The 25,804-nt window shown below is 66.4% G+C and carries 22 protein-coding genes and 1 pseudogene; 15 read left to right on the forward strand and 8 right to left on the reverse strand.

Going from position 1 to position 25,804, the window contains the following annotated elements; all coding sequences use genetic code 11:
• Positions 1-48: 48 nt before the first annotated feature.
• The 5 genes from QE416_RS14870 to QE416_RS14890 form a co-directional block, all read right to left on the reverse strand.
• Positions 49-1,041 (reverse strand): glycosyltransferase, encoded by a 993-nt coding sequence (locus QE416_RS14870; RefSeq protein WP_307317326.1) that lies wholly within the window; start codon positions 1,039-1,041, stop codon positions 49-51.
• Positions 1,038-2,120, reverse strand: coding sequence for a lipopolysaccharide biosynthesis protein (locus tag QE416_RS14875; protein WP_210074460.1), 1,083 nt, complete (start codon positions 2,118-2,120; stop codon positions 1,038-1,040). The genes QE416_RS14870 and QE416_RS14875 overlap by 4 nt, the downstream gene beginning before the upstream one ends.
• A gap of 339 nt (positions 2,121-2,459) precedes the next feature.
• Complete coding sequence (locus tag QE416_RS14880) at positions 2,460-3,161, reverse strand: glycosyltransferase family 4 protein (protein WP_307317328.1); 702 nt, start codon at positions 3,159-3,161, stop codon at positions 2,460-2,462.
• A gap of 541 nt (positions 3,162-3,702) precedes the next feature.
• Positions 3,703-4,638, reverse strand: coding sequence for a glycosyltransferase (locus tag QE416_RS14885; RefSeq protein ID WP_307317330.1), 936 nt, complete (start codon positions 4,636-4,638; stop codon positions 3,703-3,705).
• Positions 4,639-5,013: 375 nt separating this feature from the next.
• Positions 5,014-5,658, reverse strand: coding sequence for a CPBP family intramembrane glutamic endopeptidase (locus QE416_RS14890; protein ID WP_307317332.1), 645 nt, complete (start codon positions 5,656-5,658; stop codon positions 5,014-5,016).
• Positions 5,659-5,817: 159 nt separating this feature from the next.
• Here QE416_RS14890 and QE416_RS14895 point away from each other — a divergent pair, with 159 nt between their 5' ends.
• The 7 genes and pseudogenes from QE416_RS14895 to QE416_RS14925 all read left to right on the forward strand — a co-directional run bounded on the left by QE416_RS14895 (position 5,818) and on the right by QE416_RS14925 (position 13,080).
• Positions 5,818-6,480: a low molecular weight phosphatase family protein gene (locus QE416_RS14895; protein WP_307317334.1), complete on the forward strand. Its 663-nt coding sequence runs from the start codon at positions 5,818-5,820 to the stop codon at positions 6,478-6,480.
• A gap of 211 nt (positions 6,481-6,691) precedes the next feature.
• Positions 6,692-8,207: pseudogene (locus QE416_RS14900) on the forward strand (polysaccharide biosynthesis tyrosine autokinase).
• Positions 8,208-8,374: 167 nt separating this feature from the next.
• Positions 8,375-10,093 (forward strand): DUF4012 domain-containing protein, encoded by a 1,719-nt coding sequence (locus QE416_RS14905; protein ID WP_307317337.1) that lies wholly within the window; start codon positions 8,375-8,377, stop codon positions 10,091-10,093.
• 220 nt (positions 10,094-10,313) lie between these two features.
• A complete protein-coding gene (locus QE416_RS14910) occupies positions 10,314-10,826 on the forward strand; it encodes an LPXTG cell wall anchor domain-containing protein (RefSeq protein ID WP_307317340.1) in 513 nt (170 codons plus the stop codon).
• A 133-nt stretch (positions 10,827-10,959) separates the two neighbouring features.
• Complete coding sequence (locus QE416_RS14915; protein ID WP_307317342.1) at positions 10,960-11,448, forward strand: hypothetical protein; 489 nt, start codon at positions 10,960-10,962, stop codon at positions 11,446-11,448.
• Positions 11,449-11,497: 49 nt separating this feature from the next.
• Positions 11,498-12,418 (forward strand): SMP-30/gluconolactonase/LRE family protein, encoded by a 921-nt coding sequence (locus QE416_RS14920; RefSeq protein WP_307317345.1) that lies wholly within the window; start codon positions 11,498-11,500, stop codon positions 12,416-12,418.
• On the forward strand, positions 12,415-13,080 hold the full coding sequence (locus QE416_RS14925; RefSeq protein WP_210074445.1) for an SUMF1/EgtB/PvdO family nonheme iron enzyme: 666 nt from the start codon (positions 12,415-12,417) through the stop codon (positions 13,078-13,080). Before QE416_RS14920 ends, QE416_RS14925 begins: the two co-directional genes overlap by 4 nt.
• Here QE416_RS14925 and QE416_RS14930 read toward each other — a convergent pair.
• The gene (locus QE416_RS14930; RefSeq protein ID WP_307317350.1) at positions 13,064-13,495 is read right to left on the reverse strand and encodes a MarR family winged helix-turn-helix transcriptional regulator; all 432 of its coding nucleotides are present in this window, start codon (positions 13,493-13,495) and stop codon (positions 13,064-13,066) included. The genes QE416_RS14925 and QE416_RS14930 overlap by 17 nt on opposite strands.
• 111 nt (positions 13,496-13,606) lie before the next feature.
• Here QE416_RS14930 and idi point away from each other — a divergent pair, with 111 nt between their 5' ends.
• From idi to QE416_RS14965, 7 genes are read left to right on the forward strand one after another with little or no spacing between them, the layout of a single operon-like run.
• Positions 13,607-14,158: an isopentenyl-diphosphate Delta-isomerase gene (gene idi, locus QE416_RS14935; RefSeq protein WP_210074443.1), complete on the forward strand. Its 552-nt coding sequence runs from the start codon at positions 13,607-13,609 to the stop codon at positions 14,156-14,158.
• On the forward strand, positions 14,155-15,222 hold the full coding sequence (locus QE416_RS14940) for a polyprenyl synthetase family protein (protein WP_307317355.1): 1,068 nt from the start codon (positions 14,155-14,157) through the stop codon (positions 15,220-15,222). Before idi ends, QE416_RS14940 begins: the two co-directional genes overlap by 4 nt.
• A complete protein-coding gene (locus tag QE416_RS14945) occupies positions 15,219-16,088 on the forward strand; it encodes a squalene/phytoene synthase family protein (protein WP_307317357.1) in 870 nt (289 codons plus the stop codon). Before QE416_RS14940 ends, QE416_RS14945 begins: the two co-directional genes overlap by 4 nt.
• Positions 16,085-17,641, forward strand: coding sequence for a phytoene desaturase family protein (gene crtI, locus QE416_RS14950; RefSeq protein WP_307317358.1), 1,557 nt, complete (start codon positions 16,085-16,087; stop codon positions 17,639-17,641). The genes QE416_RS14945 and crtI overlap by 4 nt, the downstream gene beginning before the upstream one ends.
• A 1-nt stretch (position 17,642) precedes the next feature.
• Positions 17,643-17,990, forward strand: coding sequence for a lycopene cyclase domain-containing protein (locus tag QE416_RS14955; RefSeq protein WP_307317361.1), 348 nt, complete (start codon positions 17,643-17,645; stop codon positions 17,988-17,990).
• On the forward strand, positions 17,987-18,301 hold the full coding sequence (locus tag QE416_RS14960; RefSeq protein WP_307317364.1) for a lycopene cyclase domain-containing protein: 315 nt from the start codon (positions 17,987-17,989) through the stop codon (positions 18,299-18,301). Before QE416_RS14955 ends, QE416_RS14960 begins: the two co-directional genes overlap by 4 nt.
• Positions 18,298-19,191: a prenyltransferase gene (locus QE416_RS14965; protein ID WP_307317367.1), complete on the forward strand. Its 894-nt coding sequence runs from the start codon at positions 18,298-18,300 to the stop codon at positions 19,189-19,191. The genes QE416_RS14960 and QE416_RS14965 overlap by 4 nt, the downstream gene beginning before the upstream one ends.
• A 675-nt stretch (positions 19,192-19,866) precedes the next feature.
• Here the strand turns inward: QE416_RS14965 and QE416_RS14970 are convergent.
• Both QE416_RS14970 and QE416_RS14975 read right to left on the reverse strand, forming a co-directional pair.
• On the reverse strand, positions 19,867-22,812 hold the full coding sequence (locus tag QE416_RS14970; RefSeq protein WP_307317370.1) for a UPF0182 family protein: 2,946 nt from the start codon (positions 22,810-22,812) through the stop codon (positions 19,867-19,869).
• Complete coding sequence (locus QE416_RS14975) at positions 22,772-23,989, reverse strand: PDZ domain-containing protein (RefSeq protein WP_307317372.1); 1,218 nt, start codon at positions 23,987-23,989, stop codon at positions 22,772-22,774. Before QE416_RS14975 ends, QE416_RS14970 begins: the two co-directional genes overlap by 41 nt.
• A 127-nt stretch (positions 23,990-24,116) precedes the next feature.
• Between QE416_RS14975 and QE416_RS14980 the strand changes: the two genes are divergently transcribed.
• Positions 24,117-25,607, forward strand: coding sequence for a zinc-dependent metalloprotease (locus tag QE416_RS14980; protein WP_307317376.1), 1,491 nt, complete (start codon positions 24,117-24,119; stop codon positions 25,605-25,607).
• Positions 25,608-25,804 lie beyond the last annotated feature (197 nt).

The raw sequence follows: 25,804 nt of genomic DNA on the forward strand, positions 1-25,804 counted from the left end.
AAACATCAGCCCGATCCGAGGTGCCCCGTGGCGCCCGACGGCAACAGCTCAAACCAAACGGCTGAATACCTGCAGATAGCGATCGGCGCACGCGCCCACTCCGAACTCACGCACAACCTTCGCTGCCGCCGCTCGAGCGAGACCTTCGTACACCTCAATCTCGGATACGACATGCGAGACTGCCCGGACGCCGCTCGCCACGTCACCGGCGACGAACTCTTCGCGCACCACCCAGTTGGGTAGACCGGCCCCGACCTCACGCGTGCAGACAATCGGCAGGCCTGAAGCCGCGGCCTCCAGTAGCGCAACACTGTGCGCCTCCCGGTGGGCAGTGTGAAGAAGGAAACGCGACTGACGGAGCTCCGTAGCGACATCGCTCGATGGTCCCGCGAATTGCGCCTCAACGGACCCCTTGAGCACATTCTCAAGGGACGATAAGTCGGAATCTAAGCCGGTCGGCCCGATCCAAACAAATCGCAGCCGCTCATCCTTCGCGTACATCGCACGTGCGATCTGCGACCACGTATCTGGGTCCTTCTGGTGCACGACTCGTCCAACCGACAATATCCTGAACCCCGGTGGCATCTCGCTCGCCGGCGAGAATTTTCCTTCAACACCGTTGGGTATCAGATCCACGCGAGCGCGGGGAAAATGACTGCGGTACTCCGACACTTGAGACGCGCTTACGGCAACGACCGCCGCGGTTGCGAAACGGAGGAGCCTTTCCGAAACGCGGATCTTCACATCGTCAAAATCTCGAGCGGCGCTATGAAGCACGCAGACCACTGGAACCCCAAGCCCGATCGCCGCCGCGCGTGTGTAGAGATTGGGTAAAGCTGAATGAGATACGACAACATCTGGCTTGAGCGCACGAATCTCTTCGAATAAGTATCGCACCCGACTGAACGCCCGAGTTCCTTTAGAATCCAAGTAGACGGTCACCGAATCGTGGCCCTTAGCCCGCCACTCGGACGCGAGCGAACTCGCAGCAGATTCGGCTCCGCCGATACGCTCACTGAGCAGTACCTGCAGAATTCTCATTCTCTCGGCTCATTTCGTACTGCACGAACAAAAACGGTACCCAGGGCCACCACTAGCAGAGCCTGGGCGAGAGCGTATGCGAGCGCACCTCCGACCGCTCCGAGCCCCGCGGCCAATACTGCGGTCGCGGCGAGACGAACTGCAATTCCACAGGCCGTGAGAATGCCAACAGAGCGATCCGCACCCCGCATTTGACTGAAGACCGCTAGCGGCTGTGTCAAAAGTGCGGGTATGGTGCCGAGCGCCATGATTTGAAATACGAGAACAGAGTCCTCATAGGCCGCCCCCAATAGAATGGGAACAATTATCGGCGCCAGCACAAAGGCGAAAACGCATGCGGATAAGGCAACCCAGAGCATCCACCAAGCTCTCCGAATGACCTGCCATCCTTCACGGAATGTCTCCGCGCGAGCGATGAAAGGAGCGGCCGCGGAGGTGAACCCCGTTACTGCGAGGCCGAGCGGCTGAGTCCAACGATTGACCGCCGCGTAACTTCCGCCAGCGGGGGCACCAGCAAATGAGGTCACAAGCGAGACATCGAGACTCTGGAAGCTGGTCGCGATGGAGTAGACACCGAAATTAGTCGATCCCTGCCACGGGTTGATAAAACGATAGTCATTCAACGCGAAACGTTGGACTCTCGGCGTGAACATGAGATAGAGAAAACTTTCCGAGAAGGCCCCCAGCGAAAGAGAAGCCCACAACGCGACAGTCGCGTCGACATTCGCAACTAACAGAAGCAACAAAACCACAAACATAAAAATCCGGCTCACAACGAGCGCTATGGCTACTAAGTCGCTGCGCGCGGCCGCACGCAAAGGTACCTGTGCCAACTGAGCGAGTGTCATCGCCAGGAAAACGGGAGCCGCCGCCAGAAACTCCGAGGGCACAGATGCCAGGGACGTTACCGCCAGGATGATAAGCGCAAGCAAAACGGCCGTAACACTCTTCCAAAATGCCCGCCGCGCCGCGTCTGACAGCGTCATCGCGCCATTTGCCAGGGACCTCATCCAAAACGAGTTCGCCCCGAAATCCACGATGCCGATCATGGCCATACCGAGACCGATGGCGGAAGCCACGTAGCCGAAGGATTCTGGAGAGGCCGCACGCGCGCACAAAACGTAAGCGAGAGCAACCATCGCTTGTGAGCCACCAGTTGCTCCCGTTAGCAACGCCGCCTGAAGTCCCGGGCCAGCATGTTTCACCACGCGCACGTCTCCCGTTTGAGCAAAATCAGAAATGTGATCACGAGCTCCACCGTTCGAGCACGGAAGCGGCAGAGACACCTTCGGAGCGCACCCGGACGCTCCAGCCCCGGATCAACAACGTGCACAGCCTCGTTGTCAACGTCACGGAGGGGCTAACCGACACGTAACGATCGATCCGTGGTGCGGTCACTCTCGACCGGTCAACGCGGCTCACTCAGTGTTTCCGAACTGATGTCGGTCTATACGAACGGCCACCGCTTCTCGAAATTTACGCCAGGTCAGACTTCCCGCCGTCGCCCGCGCGCGTTCGCCGACGATCCCCAAAGTAGCCCTATCGGCAAGGACCCGCTCGAGCTCACTACGAAGCGCGGCAGTGTCGCCTGCATCGACGACAAAACCGTTCTCGCCAGGACGAATCACTTCGTGAGCGCCGGTGCGATTTGTGACGATGCACGGCAGACCCGTCGACATCGCCTCAGTCACGACAAGCGCGAATCCCTCCGCGAGGCTGGGCAGGACAAGCACATCTGCCTGCCTATACTCTCGCTCCAGATCAGCCCGTGACAATGCCCCGAGGAACGTGACGTGAGGCAGGTCCGCGGCTCGCCGTTTCACAAGATCTCCCGCCTGCCCGGCAACACGGAGTTCAAGCGTTGGCTCGAAGCCCCGCACCGCATCCAGCAAGTAGCCAATCCCTTTGCGCTGGTTAACCTGCCCTGCGAAAAGCACCTGTAGTGGCCCCAAGCGGTCGGAGGGCCGCCGCATATCAACGGAGGAAACGTCAGGGCCGCCGTAGTGCGCCGAGAAGGCGGGCTTGCCGTACCTGTCACGTATGGGCTGCGCCACAAGTTCACTACCGGTTATCACAAGATCCGCAGTCTCAATCTCCCCCTCCTGTAGCTTCGCGTCCACAGGTGGGGGCAGAAGGTCCGCCCAAGACGGGTTGGCCGCAGCTTCCGCGCGTAAGACACTGTTTAGGGTGCCCGCGTCGAGAATCGGTTGCAAGAGCACGCGACCTGTGCCCCTGGGAGCGGACGAGAAAGGCAGAATTGCGCTGGTGTGTTGAGCTATCACCACATCGTACGCGGCGCCGCGTGTTACTAACTTCACCGCACGACGCGCGACCCTGCGAGTGCGCCGCGCAAGTGCCTTGTCGGCACACGCTGGTACTCGGTTCCGTAGCAGCAAGTAAAGAAACTCGAATCCGAAACCTGCGTAGAAAAACTGGTTCAAGCGTGTGACGTCATCTCCCAGGAGCCTGGCGGATATGAAACTCCTGAGGCGGACTGGTATGACGGTTAGTAGCGCACGCGTCATCTCGGAGGGCGCGAACTGAGACCCCGTCAGGTAATCAACCGCCCAGCCAATCTCCGCAAGCCCAACCGCAACCTGATAGGGCTCCGGATGCGTTCCCGCGTTCACAACAAGCGCCGTCTTTTTTAACGGACGGCCCTCACTTTTCATGCCGCCCCCTTCGCTGGCCCCGATTTGGGGAAGTGGAGAGCAGGCGATCGGTGAACGACGATGTCGATAGATTCTTCCGCGAGGTCAGTTTCCGGTCAACGGAAACGAGAGATTGTATAGAATCGGCAATCAGGTGAGCCTTGAGTTCCGACCAGGCCACCGCCCCATCAGATGAGTCGGCCGCAAGTCTAAGAGATTGGGCACCGGCTGCGGCTACGGGCGTCTCTGCGAGGACCGCCTTAGCGAGAATTCCGCTCGGCCCCTCATTCGAATGCGCAACAACTACGACGTCTAGTGCAGCGACAATGGAGTCAAAGTGGTGCTCGCTGAGTGTCCCCTCGATCCGCACGACCGGCGTACCGGCACGCCGGGCTGTCGATAACCATTCTTCGATATCAGCCTCCTGGGCCTCGGCTTCGCCTGCGACCACAAGGCCGAAATCGGAGCCGAGAGACGCCACGGCTTCCGAAACGAATGGGACGTTCTTTCTAGGGCCGATCCCCCCGACCACCCCAACCCAGTAGCGGGGCTTCTCGACCACGAGAGCGGCCCACTCATCGCGAAGACGCTCTCGATCCGAGGGGTCCGCGGACATTGTCACGGGGTCAGCCACCGCCCACTTTCCCCCAGGTGAGCTGATTGCGTCCTGAAGGAGGAACACCTGGTAACGGCGCACGGCGCGCAGACCCCAGATCAATGCTGATTTTGCGGCTATACGCGCGGGCCGGCACAGAGAGTCAGAGACTGCATTCGGCTTTCTCATGATGAGCGCCGTCGCCCCGCCGTGCAGACGGGGAGAGAAAAGTAGTTTTGCCAGCCATGAATCACCCTCTGAGAAGACGACGGGCATAGCCTCGGAGGATGATGGAAGCATCTTCGCAAGCCCGCGGACACTTATTCGCCCTCCGAGGTAGATGATTTGCACGCTTTTAGGCAAATCTGCAAGATGGACGCGAAACTCTACAGAGTGCTTCGCCTCTAACGGCAAAACCAAAACCGGCACCCTGTCTTTACCCAAAGCCGCCTTGGCCAGTAGACGAACGTACATAAGGCGGTGGCCCTTATATCCCTGCGAGACAATTATCTGAGTCTTTTGCTCAGCCAATTTGACGGCCTCCGATTTGATCCAGTCATGACTCGGTCGCTGCAATACAGGACTCACACGCGAGAGGGTATCTCGTCATGTGGATCTGTGGCACGCTGTCGGTGCTCGCAATAAGAGATTTCCCGGGGAAACCGTGCATCGTAATCGACGTCCGATATGTACAGTCACGGCGTTTCGGCAAACAGTATCAGCCCCTCAAGCCAGCGATGCGCCGACGAGGACAAGAAGCAGGTACGAGACGTTGTACACCATGTGGAGGAGCACTGCCCCCCACAGGCGGCCCGTCAGGAGGACGACAAGCCCACACGCGGCCCCGACTGCGAAGAAAACCAGCCCGTCGTTGAGAAGCAGGATTCCGCGCATTCCATGCAGCATGACGAAAATACCCGCTGAGACCAGCAGGGCTGTCACAGCAGCAGCGGCCGGCCCCACGCTTCGGCGCAACAGCTGGTACACCGCCACGATCAAAACTGCTCGGAAGAAAAATTCTTCCACCACCGGCCCGATGAGGCCCGCGGGGAGCAATTGCATCAGCCACCAGGATGCATCAGCGGCACCCGTCGCGCTCGAAGTCGACGGGAAGGCGGCTGTGTCAGCCCCGCTGACCCACCCTTGAAGGACGCGGAGCATGAGCCCCAGCCCGAACCCCCAGAGCAGATCCGTCGGACGGATACGCATGAGCCCTGCGGGCCGTGCGCGGAGGAAAGCGAAAGCCGTGGCAGCGATGAGCCCTGCCCACAAAGCGAGCGTCGACACGATTGGCGCCGAGGGAAGCAAGACGTTGGCCAATCCCGCACCGAGAATGCCCGCCCCCAATCCCAGCAAGGCCACCGCCAGCACGCGCGAGTCCCACTTCTCGACGGAGCGCCCTCCCTGCCGCCAGTCGTTTCGCCGTCGTCTCCGCCCCGGCGACACCCGCCCGATGAGCGACTCTGCTGGCGCAACACCGAACGTCGGAGCGTCGACGGAGCGAGCGGAGTCATTAAACTTACCGGGCACGTGGCCAAGCTACCGGTCGTGACCGGTCAGAACCGATTGATCTCGTCTCCGAAAGTTCTCGTGATTCACATTCTTGCCGTCTGCACCGGCAACATCTGTCGGTCTCCGCTCGTCGAGAAAGTCTTGGAGCATCGGCTCGCTGATCTTGCCGTGTCCATTTCCAGCGCCGGCACCCGAGCGCGGGAAGGCGTGCCCATGACTGCCCAAGCGATAGAGCTCGCTGCCACGCGCGGCGTGCCCGCGGTCGTCGGTGGCCACGGCGCACGGCTGCTGACCGCGGCGGACGTGCACAATGCGAATCTGGTCATCGCCCTCGCACGCGATCACCGGCGCGAGATCGTGGAGCTGGCTCCGAGCGGCCTGAGAAATACGTTCACCGCGCGCGAATTTGCTCGCCTGTCGGCCGGAGTGAGCGACGACGAAATTCGCGAAGCCGCCCAAGAATCGGCAAGCGGTGCTCGGAACGATTCCCGAGACCGACTGCGCGCCGTCCTCGCGCTGGTAGCGCGACAACGCGGACTAGCGCTACCGCCTGCCGCGCCGGAAGACGACGACGTCGTCGATCCCTATCGCCGGTCCTGGACGACGTACGTAAAATCCGCCGAGCAGCTAGACCCGGCCCTGACCGCGGTGGAGCGTGTCCTTCGGCTTGCTCTCGGCTGACCTCTCTGCGCGGTGATCGCAGGCGGGCGCGAGGTCGTCCATCTATCGCACATCTTTCGCGGCCAGATGAGCGCACTCGCCCGGTTCGCCGTCCGCAGGAAGGCGTGCCCAAACCGACGTGATCGGCTGCAGGGAACGACATTGCCTGTGTCAGACTGATCAAAATGCCCCGCCTTCTCCCCCGGCAGGCCGCGCGTCCTCGAAAGGCACCATGGAGCTCAGCGAATACATCCGCATCCTCCGCAAGAATTGGCTCGTCATCGTCGTGCTCACTTTCGTGGGCCTCGGCGCTGCTGTCGGTTTCACCGCAACGCGAACACCTATTTACGAATCCTCGAGCACCATCTTCGTTTCCACCCAAGCGGGAAGCTCTGCCGCAGAGTTGCAGCAGGGGTCGAGCTTCGCGCAGGCTCGTATCAACACTTACGTGGGTCTCGTGAGCACCCCGATAGTTCTCGAGCCGGTCATCGCTCAGCTCGGCCTTCCTACGACCGCGCAGGCTCTCGCCAAGGAGGTCAAAGCGGCAGGGGGCTCTCAACTCGACCCTCATCACGCTGACGGTTTCAGACCCGGATGCCGTGATGGCGGCAACCCTCGCCAACGCGGTTGCTACGAGCCTTTCAGAAGTGGTCCCTCAGCTCGAGCCCGAAGCCTCTGACGGTACGAGCCCTGTCCGTCTGAGCCGCGTGAGCGAGGCCCAGCCATCCGCATCGCCCTCCAGCCCGAACGTCCCCCTCAACCTCGCGCTCGGCGGGTTGATCGGACTCGCACTCGGGCTTGCGGCAGCCGTTCTTCGTACGAGCCTCGACAATCGAATTCGGGTGCCGCGCGAAGCCGAACAGATCACCGCCGCCCCGAACATCGGGGCAATCGCGTACGACGCGAAGGCGAAAGAGCGGCCGCTCATCGTGCACGCCGACCCCCTGAGCCCTCGCGCAGAGTCGTTCCGCGCCTTGCGTACGAACCTGCAGTTCCTCGACATGGGGGGTCGTGCGAGCTTCGTCGTGACGAGCTCCATACCCAGCGAGGGAAAGTCGACGACGACGATCAACCTGGCGATCGCCCTTGCGGATGCCGGCAAGCGCGTCGCTCTTCTCGACACCGACTTGCGCAAGCCGAAGGTTGCCGAGTACCTCAGCATCGAGGGCGGAGCGGGTCTGACGGACGTTCTGATCGGGCGAGCCAAGGTCAACGAGGTGATGCTGCCCTGGGGAGGCCGCAGCCTGTACGTTCTGCCCGCGGGAAAGATTCCCCCGAACCCCAGTGAGCTGCTCGGTTCAGCGCAGATGGGGACTCTGCTGAACATGTTGGAGAAAGACTTCGACGTGGTGCTCTGCGACGCTCCCCCGCTTCTGCCGGTCACCGACGCCGCCATCTTGGCGCGCGTGACCAGCGGCGCACTCATGGTTGTTGCCGCGGGCAAGACGACCAAACACCAGTTGACGGGCGCGACCGAAGCGTTGAGCACGGTTGGGGCCAAGCTCGCCGGGTTCGTGATGTCGATGGTCCCCACCCGTGGCCCCGATTCGTACTACTCCGCATACGGGTACGGATACGGCGCTTACGGATACACGGAGACACCGAAGAAATTGACTCGCGCGGAGCGGAAGCTCGCCAAGCGCAAAGGCTCGACGCCCGTGGCGGAAGAGGCCCCCGACGATGCGACGCTCGACGAGCTCGGCTTCTCGCTGCGTCGTGGCACACGGGAAACACAGCGCGAGGGCTGAGGGACACTTCTACGATCCGCCTGAGAACGCGTCCGAAGAGGCGCCCTGGTCCGCGATGAAGTCAGGTTGCAATGAGCGCACACACACTTCCTCCTGCGATGCGAGCTGCAGGGCGCATCTCGACGTGGGCACTCGGAGGAGTACTCATTCTGCTCACCCTCGCAGCGGTGTGGGTGGGCGTGCGAGGAGCGATTGCCTACGGCCACCTCGAGCGCATCCAAACCGACGGGAGCGCTGCGTCCACCGAAGTGGCCTCCGACCCGTCCAGCGCTGCGCCGACGCTGGCTCGTCTGGCTTCTGACGCGGAGGCCGCCCACGGGCTCACCTCCGACCCCGTGTGGAAGCTTGCGGAACGCACGCCGTGGATCGGCCCTCAGCTCGCGGCGTTCGGCACCGTTGCTGCGGCTTCCGATGAGCTGTTACGCGGCAGCCTCCTTCCGCTGGCGACCGCCGCTCAGTCCACATCACTCGACAGTTTGAAGCCCGTCGACGGACGCATCGACACCAGCGGTCTGGCGACGCTCGTCGCGCCCTCCGAAGCTGCGGCCGCGTCGGCGCGCGACGCTGCAGCCGCCGTCGAGAGCATCGACCCCACCCCCCTGATCGGCGTCGTCGGCAGAGCCGTCGGGCACGCCGAGGAACTCTTCGCGAGGTCGTCGAACGCCCTGGACGCGCTGTCACGGACGACCAAGCTGCTTCCGGCGATGCTCGGGAAGGACGGCCCGCGGGACTATCTCCTTCTCGTCCAGAACAACGCCGAGTGGCGCTCCCTCGGCGGCATCACCGGAACAGCGATCCTTCTGAGGACGGATGCCGGAGCCATTTCGCTCGTCGACACTCGATCCGCCACCTCGCTCTCCCAGGGCATCTCTGCCCCTCTCGTTCAACTCCCGGAAGACATTCAGGCCATCTATCAGACCCGCCCGGCCCGGTACTTCCACAACCTCACCCAGATACCCGACTTCACGGTCGACGGGCCTCTCGCCCGCGATATGTACAAAGCTCAGACCGGCACAGACGTCGCCGGCGTGATCGTCGTAGATCCGGTGGTGCTCTCCTATCTGCTTCACGCGGTCGGGCCGGTCACCGTTGCGGACGGACAACAGCTCTCCGCAGACAATGCCGTGCCCCTGCTGCTCAATCAGGTCTATGAGCGGTACTCAGCACCCACCGCTCAGGATGCCTTCTTCGCGAGCGCGACCGGTGCTGTCTTCCAAGCACTCCTGCAGGGTCGAGGATCGACGACTGGAATGCTGACAGCGCTCGCGCGAGCAACGGAAGAGCATCGCGTTCTGATCTGGTCCGCGAACCCTGAAGAGCAATCGGTCGTCGCGGGTACAACGCTCGCCGGAGAGCTGCCGGCAACGAACGAGCGCACGGCGCGCTTCGGCGTCTATCTCAATGACGGCACCGGCTCGAAGATGAGCTACTACGTCAAGCCAGAGGTCTCATTGAACTGGGACCAATGTCAGCAAGAAGGCGGCACGTCCCCGCGTCAGCTGACGCTCACACTCGCGCTCAGTAACACTGCTCCCTTGGACGCACAGACGTCGTTGCCCCCTTACGTCACGGGGAACGGTGTGTACGGTGTCGCCCCCGGCTCTGCCACCATCGTCAGCAACCTCTATCTGCCGCAGGGGTACGAGCTGGTCTCGGCATCGGCTTCCAACGGAACCGCCCATGAGGAAGCAACGCTCGACGGACGCCAGGTGCTCACCTTCGGTATGAACCTGGACCCGCAAACCTCTGCCAGTGTCACCGTCGTCGTCGCGGCGACAACGTCCGCCTCGGAAGCGGAGGCCATCGTCACCCCCACCGCGGATGCGTCGCTCAACCCCACCGTCGTCGCGTCCTGTAACAATGCGTCGGTGGCCGGCCTGCAATAAAGCAACCCACTGCGTAAATGCGCCTCAGATTGCGCGTCAGCGGAAATTTACGCACTGGAAACCTAGCTAGTTTGCAATGCAGGGAACGCTTGGGCAATACTCAGGAAGGGTCTCATCGCAGCCCACCGCTTCATTGTTGTCCTTCCCCTTGCAGCTCCATCGGGATAGCACGGACGCGGACCACCACCTCCCGGTAGCCCGGATTCGAAAGCAGGCACTCATGAAGCTCTCCCTCAAGAAGGCTGGCGTCTCCGCCGCCCTCGCCGGCGCGCTGCTGTTCGCAGCTCCCGCCGTGGCCCAGGCATACGTCCCCACCGCTCCCGGCACGCAGACCGTGACGATCACCAACAATGGTCCGGTCACGTTCAACGTCGCTCCGGGCGCCACCGTCAACTTCATCCTCGTCGGCTACAACGCCAACCAGGCCGGTCTCGCCACGGCGAACCTGCCCGTCAGCTCGAAGTCGATCACGAAGGTCGCCGACGCCTCCGGCTCGGCAACCGTCAGCGTGACGCTCCCCGCCGACCGCCGCGGCACCTACACCCTGTCCGCCACCCCCACGGGTGGCACCGCCGGCAACAACGCGGGCGGCAGCACCGGCCTCCCCGCGACCGGCTTCGACGCGAGCTCGATGCTGGGCCTCTGGGTCGGCGGCGGCGCTCTCGCTCTCGCCGGTGGCACGATCGCCGTGGCCACCACGGTTCGTCGCAACCGCGCCGAGGGCAAGGCCTGACGCACACCGCGTTCCTGAAGGGGCGCCGTCGACTTCGGTCGGCGGCGCCCCTTCATCGTTGGCGCCGGCACCCGGCATCCGCCCCTGTCGTCAACCCTCCGCTCCCCCGCGTCGCGCGCGGTTGACTCGACGCATGGACACGACCACCACCACGGCCCTCGACAACGACGGACGCGACGCCGACATCCCGCCCACGCTGCCCTTCGTCCACATGTGGACGGGGCTCGACGGCAAGAGTCGTCTCGACGAGTCGGTACTGCGCGGCTTCGGACTGCAGAGCGTGGGCGGCGGCGCCGACCCCCAGTGGATGCGGCCCTTCCCCGGCGAGGTGTCGGCGGTGCTGTTCGCGGCGCTCCCGGTGGGGTGGGTGGGGCAGTGGCATCCGTCGCCTCATCCGCAGTGGGTGATTCCGCTGCGGGGGCGCTGGTTCCTCGAGACGCAGGACGGCTCGCGTGTCGAGATGGGCCCCGGCGACATCCATTTCGGACAGGACACCGACACCGATGAGGTCGACGGCACGGCCGGGCACCTCTCGGGCACCGTGGGAGACGAGCCGTGCCTGCAGGTGCTCGTCCAGTTCGCGTCGTCGCCGGCCGCGCCGACTCCCCACCCCTTCGGTTGAGCCCGTCAACCCGGCTCGCCCCACCCCGCGCACACGTTTGACTTGTGTCATGCCCCGTATCTTCCTCGACGGTCAGATCCTGCAAAGTCCTCGTTCCCCCGAGCCGGTCGAGGTTGCACGCCCGCGGGTGTGGGACGAGCGGCTCGCCGCGGTCCTTCCGAGCAGTTCGCGCCTGCTGTCGCTGTACGCCGACGCCACGTGGGCCGAGGGTCCGGTCTGGTGGCCCGAAGAGCGTTGCCTGGTGTTCAGTGACGTGATCGGTCGCCGAACCCTCGCCTGGCGCGAGGACGGCAGCATCGTCACCGTGCGCGATCGGTCGAACTTCGCCAACGGGAACGCAATGGATGCCGAGGGCCGCCTCCTGCAGGCCGAGCACGGTCGCCGCGGCATCAGTCGCACCGACGAGGCCGGCACCGAGCTGCTGGTCGACGCCTTCGAGGGCGAACCGCTGAACTCACCGAACGACCTGGTCGTGGCATCCGATGGCTGGATCTGGTTCACCGACCCCACCTACGGCATCTCGGACCCGCGCGAGGGGTACCCGGCCGATCCCGCTCTTCGCCACCAGAGCGTCTACCGCTGGCGTGACGGCGACGGACTCGAGCGCATGATCGACCTCGACCAGCCCAACGGTCTGGCTTTCAGCCGCGACGAGAAGACGCTCTACGTCGCGGAGTCGAACGCCCACGCCCTCCCGCGCGTCGTCGCGTGCGACTGGGACGGCCAGGCGGTCGGCGCCCCGCGCACCTTCGCCACGGTGGATGCCGGCATCCCGGACGGATTCGCCGTCGACAGCCGCGACTGGCTCTGGATCTCGAGCGAGGCGGGCGTGGTCATCGTCGACGAGACGGGCGCACGCCTGGGCGTGATCCCCACCCCGCACGTCGTGAGCAACTGCGCATTCGACGCCGACGAGAAACGACTGTTCGTCACGGGCGACAGCGACCTGTGGATGGTGGAGCTGTCGTGACCGACGTCGAGATGGCGCGGATCCCCGCGGGCCGTGTGCTGCGTGGCGATCTCCGTGGGGCGCAGCGGCGCGAGATCGTCGTCGACGCCTTCGAGATCGGCGTCTACCCCATCACCGAGGAGCAGATGGCCGAGCTGCTCGGCATCCCCTCTCGCTATCCACGGCGACCCGCGACCCACCTGAGCTGGCTGCGGGCGATTCGACTGTGCAACGCGCTGAGCGAGTGGGAGGGACTCGACCCGGTCTATTCGTTCGACGGCGAGGTCGTCACGGGCGACCCCGACTCCGACGGGTTCCGCCTACCCACCGAAGACGAGTGGGAGTACGCCTGCCGTGCGGGCTCGACGTCGTCGGCCTACGGACCCGTCCGCGAAGTGGCGTGGACGGCCGCTGACGGCCTGCGTTTTCCCGCCGAGGTGGGAGGACGGATGCCGAACCTCCACGGACTCTTCGACACCCTGGGCAACGTGTGGGAATGGTGCGCCGACCCGTACGACCCGGAGGGCGAGAGCGACGCGCGCGTGTTCCGCGGCGGCGGGTGGTCGGATGCGCCGGCACAGGTGCGCGCGGCGGCACGGCGGGGTGGGCTGCAGCGGGAGGCGTTCGACGACGTGGGCGTGCGCGTGGCGCGAGGGACGAACCGCGTCAGTCCTCTGTCGTGATCGACTCGGTGAGCGAGTCGAGGAACGCGTTGATGGTCTCGAGCTCGCCGTCGTCGAAGCGGTCGGCCACTTCGCGCATCGCGCCCAGGTGCACGCCGAAATGCTGGAAGAACTCGCGCCGTGACTTCTCGGTCAGCACCACGACGCGGGCGCGCCCGTCGGAGGGGTGCGGAAGACGCTCCAGGTGCCCCGAGGCGACCAGACGATCGATGAGCTTCGTCGTCGATGCGGTCGAGATGCGCAGGTGGGTCGCCACGTCGTGAGGGCTGACCATCTGACCGCGGTGCTCGCGGATGGTGAGCATGCGCAGCGTCGCGAGGTCGCTGGCATTCATATCCATCTCGCCTTTCATGCCCGAATGCATGCGGTCGAGGGCGTCGCTGAGTGTCTGAACGGCGCGTAATGTGTGGGTCACGGCGGGCCTCGTACCAGAGGTCGACACGGCTTTCGTCACGGTGGACACCCCCTTTCGGCGTCGGTATAGTCAAGGCTACATCGCTAGCTAAACTAGCAAACGGGAGGCACGATGAGCGAGACCGAGTATGTCGTCCTCCTGGACGACTTCGGAAACGAGATCGGCACGGCGCCCAAGGCTACCGTGCACGACACCGATACCCCATTGCACCTGGCGTTCTCGTGTCATGTCGTCAACACCGCGGGCGAGGTTCTCGTCACGCGTCGCGCGCTGCACAAGAAGACCTGGCCCGGCGTCTGGACCAACTCGTTCTGCGGGCACCCCGGCCCCTCCGAGCCCGCGCTGTCGGCGGTCCACCGCCGCGCCGAGTTCGAGGTGGGTCTCGCGATCCGCGATCTCGAACTGGCACTGCCGACCTTCCGGTACCGGGCGGTCGATGCCAGCGGCATCGTCGAGCACGAGATCTGCCCCGTCTACGTCGCCCGCGCCGACGTCGACCCCGAGCCCAATCCCGACGAGGTGGCGGAGTTCCGCTGGGTCGACCCGCTCGAACTGGCGTCCTCCCTCGAGTCCACGCCCTGGGCCTTCAGCCCGTGGCTCGTGCTGCAGGCGCAGCAGCTGCACCTCTTCCAGACCCCTCGACAGGTGAGGCGCGCCTCATGATCAGCCTCGACTCCTCCCCCGTCGCCCGCCAGGGCATCGACCGCGAGATCGATGGGGCGCTCTCCCGCCTCCAGCGCCGCTCCACCAACCTCGGCGACGGCGCTCGATACCTGGCATCCGCCATCCGCCGCGCGACCGAGGGCGGCAAGCGCTTCCGCCCCCTTCTCGTGGTCTCGGCCTTCAGCACTCTCGGCGGCGACGACGAGCACCGCATCGGCGTGTACCAGGTGGCCGCGGCCTTCGAACTGCTGCACACCGCCTTCGTCATCCACGACGACGTGATCGATCACGACACCGAGCGCCGCGGCCTGCCCAACGTGGCCGGCGAGTTCCGCGACCGCGGGGCGAAGAAGGGCGCGGATGCCGAGGGCTCGGCCCTGCTCGGAGACGCTGCCGCGATCCTCGCCGGAGACCTGCTGCTGCACGAGGCCGGACGCATGATCGCTCTGGCGCAGCTTCCGGATCACATGCGCCTGCCGCTGCTCGAGATGCTCGACGACGCCGTGCTGATCTCGGCCATGGGCGAGCTCTCGGACGTCGAGCACTCCGTCTCGCCGGGCGAAGTCGATGCCGACGCCATTCTGCGAACCACGCGCGACAAGACCGCCGCGTACTCGTTCTCGGCGCCGCTGCAGGCCGGAGCCCTCATCGCCGGAGCACCGACCCCCTCGATCTACGCGCTCGAGCGATTCGGCCAGAAGCTGGGGCTGGCGTACCAGCTCGTCGACGACCTGATCGGCGCGTTCGGCTCGTCCTCCCTCTCGGGCAAAGAAGAGGGCTGCGACCTGCGCGAAGTCAAGAAGACCCACCTCATCTCGCTCGCGCGCCAGTCGCCGTACTGGCCCGAGGTCAGCGAGGCTCTCGCCCAAGCTCACACCGGCCCCATCGCCGTACGCGCGGCGCAGGACGCCCTGGCGCTGTCCGGCGCCCGCGCCGATCTCGAGTGCCTCATCTTCGACACCCTCGAAGACACGCTCGGCATCATCGAGGCGTCGACCCTGCCCGAGGCCTGCCGAGACATGCTCCGCGGCCTGGTGCGCGCCGTGCAGGAGCGCATTCCGTGAGTCACGCGCCCACGGGCCTCGAGCTGTACTCCCAGACGGCGGATGACGCAGCCGCCGCGGTCATCAACCGCTACTCCACCTCGTTCGGCATCGCCGCGCGCCTGCTCGGCGCTCGTCCCCGCCCGCACGTGCGCAACATCTACGCACTCGTCCGCGTCGCCGACGAGATCGTCGACGGACCCGCCCACGACGCCGGCCTCAGCCCCGAACGGGAGCGCGCGGTGCTCGACGGCCTCGAGAGCGAGGTTCGGGATGCCATCGCCACCGGCTTCAGCGCCAACCTCGTCGTCCACGCCTTCGCCCGGACGGCGCGCGAGTGCGGGATCACCGACGAGCTGATCGCCCCGTTCTTCGCGTCGATGCGCACCGACCTCGACACCGCGGCACACGACGATCTGTCGCACGACGCCTACGTCTACGGCTCGGCCGAGGTCGTGGGGCTGATGTGCTTGCAGGTGTTCCTGAACGCGGGCATGTCGGCCCCCGCGAAGCCCGCCGCCGACCTGGTCGACGGCGCGCGGCGCCTGGGTGCGGCCTTCCAGGACGTGAACTTCCTCCGCGACCTGGCGGACGACGCCACCCGCCTCGGCCGTGACTATCTCGACGGCGCCGCCGACGACGAACGACGTGTGGGCGTGCTCGACCGGATCGACGCCGACCTCGCCGCCGCGGCATCCGTCGTCCCCCATCTGCCGCCCGACTGCCGCGCCGCCGTCACGACGGCGCACGACCTGTTCGCCGAGCTGTCTCGACGCCTTCGCTCCTCCCCCGCCGGCGCCCCTCGCGTCCGCGTCCCCGACGGTGTCAAAGCCACCCTCGCCGCCCGCGCCCTCCTGGGCCGCCCCCCGAAAGGTTCACGCTCATGAGCGCCCAGCGCATCGTCGTCGTCGGAGGCGGGATCGCCGGTCTCGGTACCGCAGCTCTCCTCGCTGACCGAGGACACGACGTCCACCTGTTCGAGGCGCGAGACGCCCTCGGCGGAAGAGCGGGCTCGTGGGAGAAGGACGGCTTCCGCTTCGACACCGGACCCAGCTGGTACCTCATGCCCGAGGTGTTCGACCACTTCTTCCGCCTGCTCGGAACGAGCGCCGACGAACAGCTCGACCTGGTGCGCCTCGACCCGGCGTACCGCGTCTACGGCCCTCCCGGAAAGGGAGAGCCGATTGACATCGTCTCGGGCCGCGAGGCCGTGCGCGCGCTGTTCGAAGAGCACGAGCCCGGTTCGGGTGCGAACCTCGAGGCCTACCTCGACTCGGCGAAGGACGCCTACGAGCTGTCGACGTCGAAGTTCCTCTACGACCCCTACTCGTCGACCAAGGGCCTGCGCGACCCCGCGCTCGTGAAGCGCCTTCCCACCCTGATCCCGCTGCTGACGCGCACGCTGTGGAAGCGCGTCACCACGGACTTCAAGAACACCCGGCTGCAGCAGATCCTCGCGTACCCCGCGGTGTTCCTCGGCGGATCGCCCTTCGAGGTGCCGAGCCTCTACCACCTCATGAGCCACCTCGACCTGGGAGACGGCGTGCTGTACCCCAAGGGCGGCATGACCGAGATCATCACGGCCATCGAGAAGCTGGCGCGCGAGCGCGGCGTCACGATCGAGACCTCGGCCCCCGTCGAGGCGATCATCACCGAGTCGGGCACCGCTCGCGGCGTGCGGCTCGCCGACGGTCGAGTGATCGCAGCGGATGCCGTGGTCTCGGGTGCCGATCTGCACCACACCGAGAACGATCTGCTCGAGGCGAAGGACCGCCAGTACCCCGAGAAGTGGTGGAAGGACAAGGTTCCGAGCCCCGGCGCCCTGCTGCTGCTGCTCGGAGTGAAGGGCGAGCTGCCGCAGCTCACCCACCACACGCTGCTGTTCACCGACGACTGGCACACGAACTTCGACGCCATCTTCGGCGAGAACAAGCGCATCCCCGACCCCGCGTCGATCTACATCTGCCGCCCCAGCGCCTCGGACGACTCCGTCGCCCCCGAGGGCCACGAGAACCTGTTCGTCCTCGTCCCCGTGCCCGCCGACCCCGACAGTGGGCGTGGCGGCGTCTCGGGCGCCGGCGACGAGCGCATCGAGAAGGCCGCGGACCGTGTCATCGCCCAGATCGGCGAGTGGACCGGCATCCCGGATCTGGCCGAACGGGTCGTCGTGCGCAAGACGATCGCGCCCGAGGACTTCAAGGAAGACCTGCACGCGTGGCACGGCAACTCGCTGGGACTGGCGCACACTCTGAATCAGAGCGCGATCTTCCGCCCCAAGAACCGCTCGCGCAAGGTCGACAACCTCTACTACGCGGGAACCTCGGTGCTGCCGGGCATCGGCCTGCCGATGTGCCTCATCTCTGCCGAGCTCGTGGTCAAGCGCCTGACCGGCGACACCACGGCCGGTCCCCTGGCGGAACCCGCGCGCGCGGCGGTCTGACATGCCCGGGATCTACCTGGGCGCGATCCTCTTCTCGTTGACGGGCATGATGCTGATCGACTGGAAGTACTCGCTCGCGCTGCGGGTCGCTCCGTGGCGCACCGCTCTGGCCGTGGTGGCGGGGACGGTGTTCTTCCTCGCGTGGGACCTCGTCGGGATCATGACGGGCGTGTTCGTGAAGGGCGAGAGCCCGCTGTTCGTCGGGATCGTGCTCGCGCCGCACCTGCCGCTCGAGGAAGTGTTCTTCCTGCTGTTCCTGAGCTACCTGACGGTGGTGATGTTCGCCGTCTTCGGGCGGGCGGCGTCTCGACGCTCCGGCGCCGCCGCGGTCGAGAGGCGACCCGAGTGACGTATCCGCTCATCGTGCTGCCGTTCGTCGTGGTGACCGTCATCGTCACTCTCGCAACGGTGAAGCGGCCGCGGTTCCGGGAGCGCATGACATCTTCCGGTCTCACCGCACTCGTCCTGGTGGCACTCACGCTCGTGTTCGACAACCTCATGATCGCCGTCGACCTGTTCTCGTATCCTCAGGAGCACCTGAGCGGCCTGAAGCTCGGGCTCGCGCCCATCGAGGACTTCGCCTATCCCCTGTGTGCGGCATTCCTGCTACCGGCGCTGCACACCCTCTTCGCTCCCCTGCCCTCGAAGGACACCGCATGACCGCTCCCGCCGCCCTCACCCCCGGCCGCGTGCTGCGGGAGCTGTTCGTGTCGTCGCGACCGGTCAGCTGGATCAACACCGCATTCCCTTTCGCGGCCGCCTATCTGCTGACCACGCGGACGATCGATGCGCCGCTGATCATCGGCATCCTGTTCTTCCTCGTTCCCTACAACCTCGCGATGTACGGCGTGAACGACGTGTTCGACTACGAGTCCGACCTGCGCAACCCCCGCAAGGGCGGCACGCACGGCGCCGTGCTCGACAAACGGATGCACACGATCACGCTGTGGGCCTCGGCGCTGACGTGCCTGCCGTTCGTGGCGTACCTGGTGGTGATCGGGTCGCCGCTGTCGTGGCTCGTGCTGGCGCTGAGCCTGTTCTTCGTCGTGTTCTACTCCGCGCCGCCCCTGCGGCTCAAGGAGCGGCCGTTCGCGGACTCGATGACGAGCAGCATCCACTTCTTCTCTCCCGCGGTGTACGGTCTGGTGCTCGCCGGGGCCGTGTGGACGCCGCAGCTCGTGTTCGTGCTGGTCGCTTTCGCGTTGTGGGGTATCGCCTCTCACGCTTTCGGCGCCGTGCAGGACGTCGAGGCCGACCGCGCGGCCGACATCTCGTCGATCGCGACCGCTCGCGGAGCCCGCTGGACCGTGCGCTTCGCCCTCGTCGCATACGCCCTGGCCGGCGTGGCCATGCTGTTCACCGCCTGGCCCGGCCCGCTGGCCGCCGTGCTGGTGGTGCCCTACCTGGTGGTGTGCTGGCCGTACCGCAACGTCACGGATGCCGACAGCGACCGCGCCACCGCGGGCTGGAACCGCTTCTTGTGGCTGAACCAGATCGCCGGTTTCGGCACGACGATGCTGCTGATCTGGTGGTGGTTCCTCACCGCGTGAGCGCGGGCGAGGCGCGCGGGGGCGTGCGTGCATGAGACGCGTAAGCGCGTGGGGCGTGTGAGCGCGCGGGGCGCGTAAGCGCGCCGTGGCGGCGGGGGCGTGCGAGGGGCGGTGGGTTCCGCGCGGCGGGCGGGCGCCGGCATCCGGTGTCCCCCGTTGAGTGTCCAAAACACCCGGACGAAATCCGAAACCGTCCGGGTGTTTTGGACACTCAACGTCGTTCACGCGGGGTGCACCTCGGGCACGGCGCGGGACGCGGTCCGGCGCGGGCCGGGCGCCGGCACGCCGGGCGCGGCGCGGGACGCGGGCCGGCGCGGGCCGGGCGCCGGCACGCCGGGCGCGGAGCGGGACACGGGTCCGGATGCCGGCACCCCGGCCTTGAACGTCCAAGACACGCCGAGTGCAGGGCGAGGCATGCGGCGTGTTCTGGACACTCGACCGGGGCGGCGGCGCGGGCACGGCTCGGGACGCGGGGACCGGATGCCGGAACCCCGGCGGCGAGTGTCCATGACACGCCGGGTGCGGGGCGCGGCGTGCGGCGTGCTCTGGGCACTCGACCGGGGACGACCGCGGCACATCCAGGATGACGTGGTCCGGCGCGACGGGAACGTCCCGCGCGAAACGACGACGCCCGCGCCCCGCGAAGATGCGGGGCGCGGGCGTCGAGGGAGTGGATCAGCCCGCGGGCGTGGCCGAGGGGGCGGGGGCCGGCGAGGTCGTCGCCGTGCCGCCCTGGCCCTGGGACTCGAGGTCCAGCAGGCGCTGGACCGCTGCGGTGAGACGGGCATCCTGCGTCGCGAAGCCCGCGAGGTCGCCGCTGGTCAGCGCTGCCTGACGCGCGGTCAGGGCATCTCGCGCCTCTTGCAGGGCAGCCGCGTAGTCGCCCGTCGGAGCCGGAGTACCCGATGATCCGCCCGTGCCGCTGTTCTGGTCGCTCGGGGTGACGGTCTCGTCGCCGGTGTTGGCCCCGGAATCACCGCCGAACAGCGTGTCGAGTGCCTCGCTCAGCGTGTTCTCGAACGCGATCTTGTTACCGAACGCGACGAGCACGCGTCTGAGCTGCGGCAGCTTCGTATCACCGGACGACTGGACGAACACCGGCTGCACGTACAGCAGGCCACCGCCGACCGGGAGCGTCAGCAGGTTTCCGTTGAGCACCTGAGACTGCCCCTGTTTCAAGATGTTGATCTGAGACGAGACGTTCGTATCGGAGTCGAAGGTGTTCTGCACCTGGCCGGGTCCGGGGACCGTCGTCGACGCATCGATGACGAGCATCCGGAGTTTGCCGTAGTCCGGGCGTTTGGTGCCCTGCTGATTACCGGCGTTGGAGTCGACGGCGAGATAGCCCGTGAGCACGTTTCTCGCCTGTCCGCCCTGGGATGCCGGGATGAAGCTCGTGAACATCGAGTACGACGGGTCGTCCTGGTTCGGCATCTTCATCGTCAGGTAGTACGGCGGCTGGAAGGTCGCCGGGTCCTGCGGGTCGTTCGGGGTCGTCCAACGGTTGTCCTGCTGGAAGAACGAACGGGCGTCATCGACGTGATAGACACCGAGCATCGAGCGCTGGACCTTCATGAGGTCGGTCGGGTAGCGCACGTGGCTCATGAGGTCGGCAGACATGTCGGTCCACGGCTTGAGGGTCGTGGGGTAGACGTTCTGCCAGGCCTTGAGCAGCGGGTCCTGGTCGTCCCACGCGTACAGGCTCACCGAGCCGTCGTAAGCGTCGACCGTTGCCTTGACCGAGTTGCGGATGTAGTTGATGTCGTCCAGCGCGTAGGTCGGAGCCGGGTTGTTCGAGTCGGCGATGGCCCGCGACAGCGAGACGCCCGAGGAGTACGGGTAGTTCGCACTTGTGGTGTAGCCGTCGATGACCCACTTGATGCGCCCGTCGACGACCGTGGGGTACGGGTCGCTGTCGAGCGTCAGGTACGGCGCGAGCTTCTGCACGCGCTGCTTGGGATCACGGTCGTAGAGGATCTGCGAGTCGGAGTTGACGTAGTCCGAGAAGAGGATCTGCTCCGACTGGAACTTCAGCGCGTAGATGAGGCGGTTGAAGACGTTTCCGACGCTCGGTCCGCCGTTGCCGGCGAAGGTCGTACGCGTCTCGGTACCGCCGTCGGCGCCGAGCGGGTAGTCGAGCTCGATCGGCTCGCCACCCTCGGGTCCACCGACGATGGAGTACGGCGGCGACTGCTCACCGAAGTACACCCGGGGCTCGTAGTTGAGGTCGGTCAGGAAGCCGGTGCCGGGAATGGCCTGCTCGAGGAAGACCGGGTCGCCGTCGGCGGTGCGCTCGTTACCGGCGGCTGCGACCATGCCGTAGCCGTGGGTGTAGACGAGGGTCGTGTTCTGCCACGAGGCCGCGTCGCCGAGCTGGCCGATGTTGAGCTCGCGGAGCGAGACCACCGTGTCCTGCGTCTGGCCGTTGATCGTGTAGCGGTCGACGTCGAGCGGGGTGTTGAACTGGTAGTACGCGCGGTACTGCTCGAGCTGGCGGACCGTCGGCCCGATGATCGCCGGGTCCATGATGCGCAGCTGCGCGGTGGACTCGGCATCGTTGCGCAGCTGACCCGCCTGCGCGGTCGTCGTCGCCTGGAAGTTCTCTTTCTCGATGCTGTCGAGGCCGTAGGCGGCCTTCGTCCCGTCGAGGTTGCGCTGGTAGTACTGGCTCTCGAGGGCGAGCTCGTTCGGGCGCACCTGGAACGTGGTGACCGCCCAGGGGATGGCAGCTCCCACCACGATCGCCGAGACGACCAGCAACGCGGTACCGATCAGCGGGTAGCGCCAGCGACCGAGGAAGGCCGTGACGAAGAACGCCAGGGCCACGATGACGGCCGCGATCGCGAGGATCGTCTGGCCGGGGATGACGGCATTGGTGCCGACGTAACCGGGGCCCGTGATGCGCTCCGACGGCTCGACGAGGGTGCGGAAACGGTCGAGCCAGAGGCTCGCACCCTGCAGCAGCAGGTACACACCGGCGAGGATCGCGAGCTGGATGCGCGCGGCCTTCGAGATGCGGAGCTCTCGCTGGCCGACCCGCACCGAGCCGTAGAGGTACGACACCACACCCGTGAGCAGGAGGCACACCAGCACCACGGCCGACGCGAACCCGAGGGCAGCGGCGTAGAACGGCATCCCGAACAGATAGAAACCGGTGTCGAGACCGAACTGGGGGTCGGTGGTGGACGTGGAGACGCCGTTCAGCCACAGCCACGTGGTCTCCCACTGGGCGGAGGCGGCGAAGCCGGCGAAGAAGCCGAAGAAGATCGGAATGCCCCACATGGCGAGGCGGCGCAGCGGCTCGACGACCTCCTGGTAGCGGTCGAGCTGCGAGCTCAGACGCGCATACACCGGGCGGAGCCGGTAGGCGAGCTGGATGACACCCCACACGGGCAACGCCATCGCGAGGAAACCGACCACGAACATCACGCTGCGGGCGAGCCACTGGGTGGTCAGCACGGTGGTGAAGCCCAGCTGCGAGAACCACAGCCAGTCGGAGTACAGGTTCGCGAAGACGAAGAACGCCACGACGAGAACCGCGATCACCGCCAGGGTGATCGAGATGATCCGTCGGGAGCGGTTAGGGGGCGTGGCCTGATTCGGCGCCGAGGTCGTGGTCACCCGTCCATCCTAGGCGCGCCCTGCCTGGGGTTCGCCGTGAAAGATCGATCACGAAGTACACGTCGGCAGGGCGTCGAGATCCCCTCCGTCGCGGATGGTCTCGAGCACGGTGAGCGACTGCTTCAAGGTCGAGGTGGAGAACACTCGGATGCCGTCGGGCACGTGGCCCACGACCTCGTTGCAGTTCTCCTCGGGCGGCGAGGAACCAGGTGGCCCCGGCATCCCGCGCTCCGTAGAGCTTCTGACGGATGCCGCCGATCGGGCCCACGTTCCCGTCGGCGTCGATCGTGCCGGTGCCGGCGATGTGCTGGCCGCCGGTGAGGTCGCCGGGCGACATCTTGTCGATGATCCCGAGGGCGAACATCATGCCGGCGCTGGGGCCGCCGACATCGTTGAGCTGGATCTTCACGTCGACGGGGAGGTCGAACGTCATCATCAGCCCCACGCCCAGCAGGTACTGCGTCTGGCCGTTCACCTCGGTCTGACGGGGAGTGATAGAGATCGTGGATGCCGTGCCGTCACGCTCGTAACCGACGCTCACGGCCTGACCCGCGGCCTTCTGCACCGCAGCGCGGATGTCGTCGATGTTCGAGACGGCGGTGCCGTCGACCGAGGTGATGACATCGTTCTGCTGCAGCTTGTCTTTCGCGGCGCCGGAGTCGTCGATCGTGCCGACCGCGATCTGCTGCGGGACGTCGTAGCCGAGCTCGCGGAGAGCGGCCGCGCTCGCCTCGAGCTGAGAGTCGGTCATGAGGGCGGCGTTCTCGCTGTTGCGCTGCTCGGTGCTCTGCCCCGCGGGGAAGATGCGATCGATCGGCACGACGGCGCGCGAGCTGTCGAACCAGGCCGAGGCCAGCTCGATCCACGACGGGGTGTGCTCGCGGTTGCCGCTGACCTGCACGGTGAGCAGGTCGAGCTGACCGCTGCTGGTGGAGTCCTTCTCGTCGCCCTCGGGCACCGAGATGAGCGGAACCTGCTGGCCGTCGGCGGAGGCCGTGGTGCCGAGGGTGTTGTAGACCGGGCCCGGCTGCTGGATGACGTATGCCGAGGGCAGGAACGTCATCACGAACAGCACGATGACCGCGATGGTGAGAGACCACACGCCCACGACGGTGCCGCGCCGCCACCGCTGACGCGGGGCGGGCACGACGGAGACGTTCTCATCGAACAGGGTCACAGTCTCAATCCTTTGCCGGGTCGTTCGCGCGCGGCGTAAGCGGCCCGGGGGCCGAGCCGACTGATGCGGGGAAGCGTGCGACTAGCGTAGAACCCGTTCCCCCAGACCTGGCTGAAAGGCGGCTCACGTGGCAGACGACAACCCCGGCGGCGACCGGAGCCCCGAGGACGAGTTCCAGGAACTCATGCGCCGTCTCATGTCCGGAGACGTCAGCGGCATCGACCCCGAGCAGCTCTCCCGTCTGTCGGGCATGCAGATCGACCCCGCCATGCTGCAGGCCGTCGTGAACCAGTTGCAGGGCGCCTTCGCCGGCACGCAGGAGGGCGTCGACTGGAGCCTGGCCGAGCGCCAGGCCCTGCACATCGCCAACCAGGACGGCCTCGGCGTGACCACCGGTCAGCGCACCGACCTCGACCAGGCGTTCACCCTCGCGGCCCTGTGGCTGGGCGAGGCGACCTCGATCAGCGACTTGCCGCGCCCCCCGCGCGCCGTCACGCGCGGCGCGTGGGTGAGTGCGACCCTCCCGATCTGGCAGGAGCTCGCCGAACCCGTCGCCACGAGCATCGCCGACGCGCTCACCGCCGCCCTCGGCCAGCAGGCACCCGACGACATGCAGGACATGATCGCCGGTGCCGGTCGCCTCATGCGCACCGTGGGCGGTTCGCTCTTCGCCACGCAGCTCGGCCAGGTCGTCGGCCGGCTGTCCACCGAGGTCGTGGGTGGCGGAGATGTCGGCATCCCGGTCATGCCCGACGGCGACGCGGCGATCCTTCCGCAGAACTTCGCCGACTTCGGCCGCGACCTCGAGATCCCCGAGGATCAGCTGGCGCTGTACCTGGCCACGCGCGAGCTGGCGCACGCGCGCCTGTTCCGTCACGCGCGCTGGCTGCGCCTGCACGTGATCTCGCAGGTGCGCGACTTCGCGCACGGGATCCGCGTCGACACCGACGCCCTGGAAGACCTCGCCTCGCGCTTCGACCCCTCGCAGCCCGAAGAGCTGCGCGGCGCCCTCGAGAGCGGTGCGCTGCTGCCCGAGCGCTCCGAAGAGCAGACCGCAGCTCTCACGCGCCTCGAGAACCTGCTCGCGACGATCGAAGGCTGGGTCGACGTGGTCACCGAGGACGCGACCTCGCGCCTGCCCTCGGCCGCTCGCATCGCCGAGGCGGTTCGTCGTCGTCGCGCGGTGGGCGGGCCCGCTGAACAGGCGCTCGGCTCGCTCGTCGGCCTCGAACTGCGCCCCCGTCGCATGCGGGAAGCCGCGGCCATGTGGCGCGCCGTCACCGACGCCGTGGGCGTCGACGGTCGAGACGGGCTGTGGGACTACCCCGACCTCATGCCCTCGTCGGAAGACATCGACGACCCCGCGGCGTTGATCGCGCGACTGACCGCGGCCTCCCGCGGAGAAGCGGCTCCGTCGGACGCGATGGACGACGCCCTCGCGCAGCTGTTGGCCGAAGAGGCCGACGGCGGGCGGCGCGACGGTGGTTCGGGAAGCGGGAGCCCGGATGCCGGGACCCCGGACGACGGCACGGATGCGGGTGGGACGCGGGAGCATGGCGACGGTCCCCTCGGCGGCGACGACGACGGAGCGGCGCCGGGAGATCAGCGGCCGGTGTGAGCACTTCGGCGGGCTGAAGCCCGTCGTGTCGTGACGCCCGTGGGGAGGATGACATTCCTCCACACGGGCGTCACGCATTTTTCGCCCTGGGGACAACGGCATCCGGGATCTCCGCAGACGCGATGATCGGCCGATGATCAGACTCGATTCTGCTGCTCCCCCGCTCTGGCGTTCCGATGGGAGCGTGCAGTTCGGCG

The organism is Microbacterium sp. SORGH_AS_0421 (genome assembly GCF_030818635.1).
GTDB lineage: Bacteria > Actinomycetota > Actinomycetes > Actinomycetales > Microbacteriaceae > Microbacterium.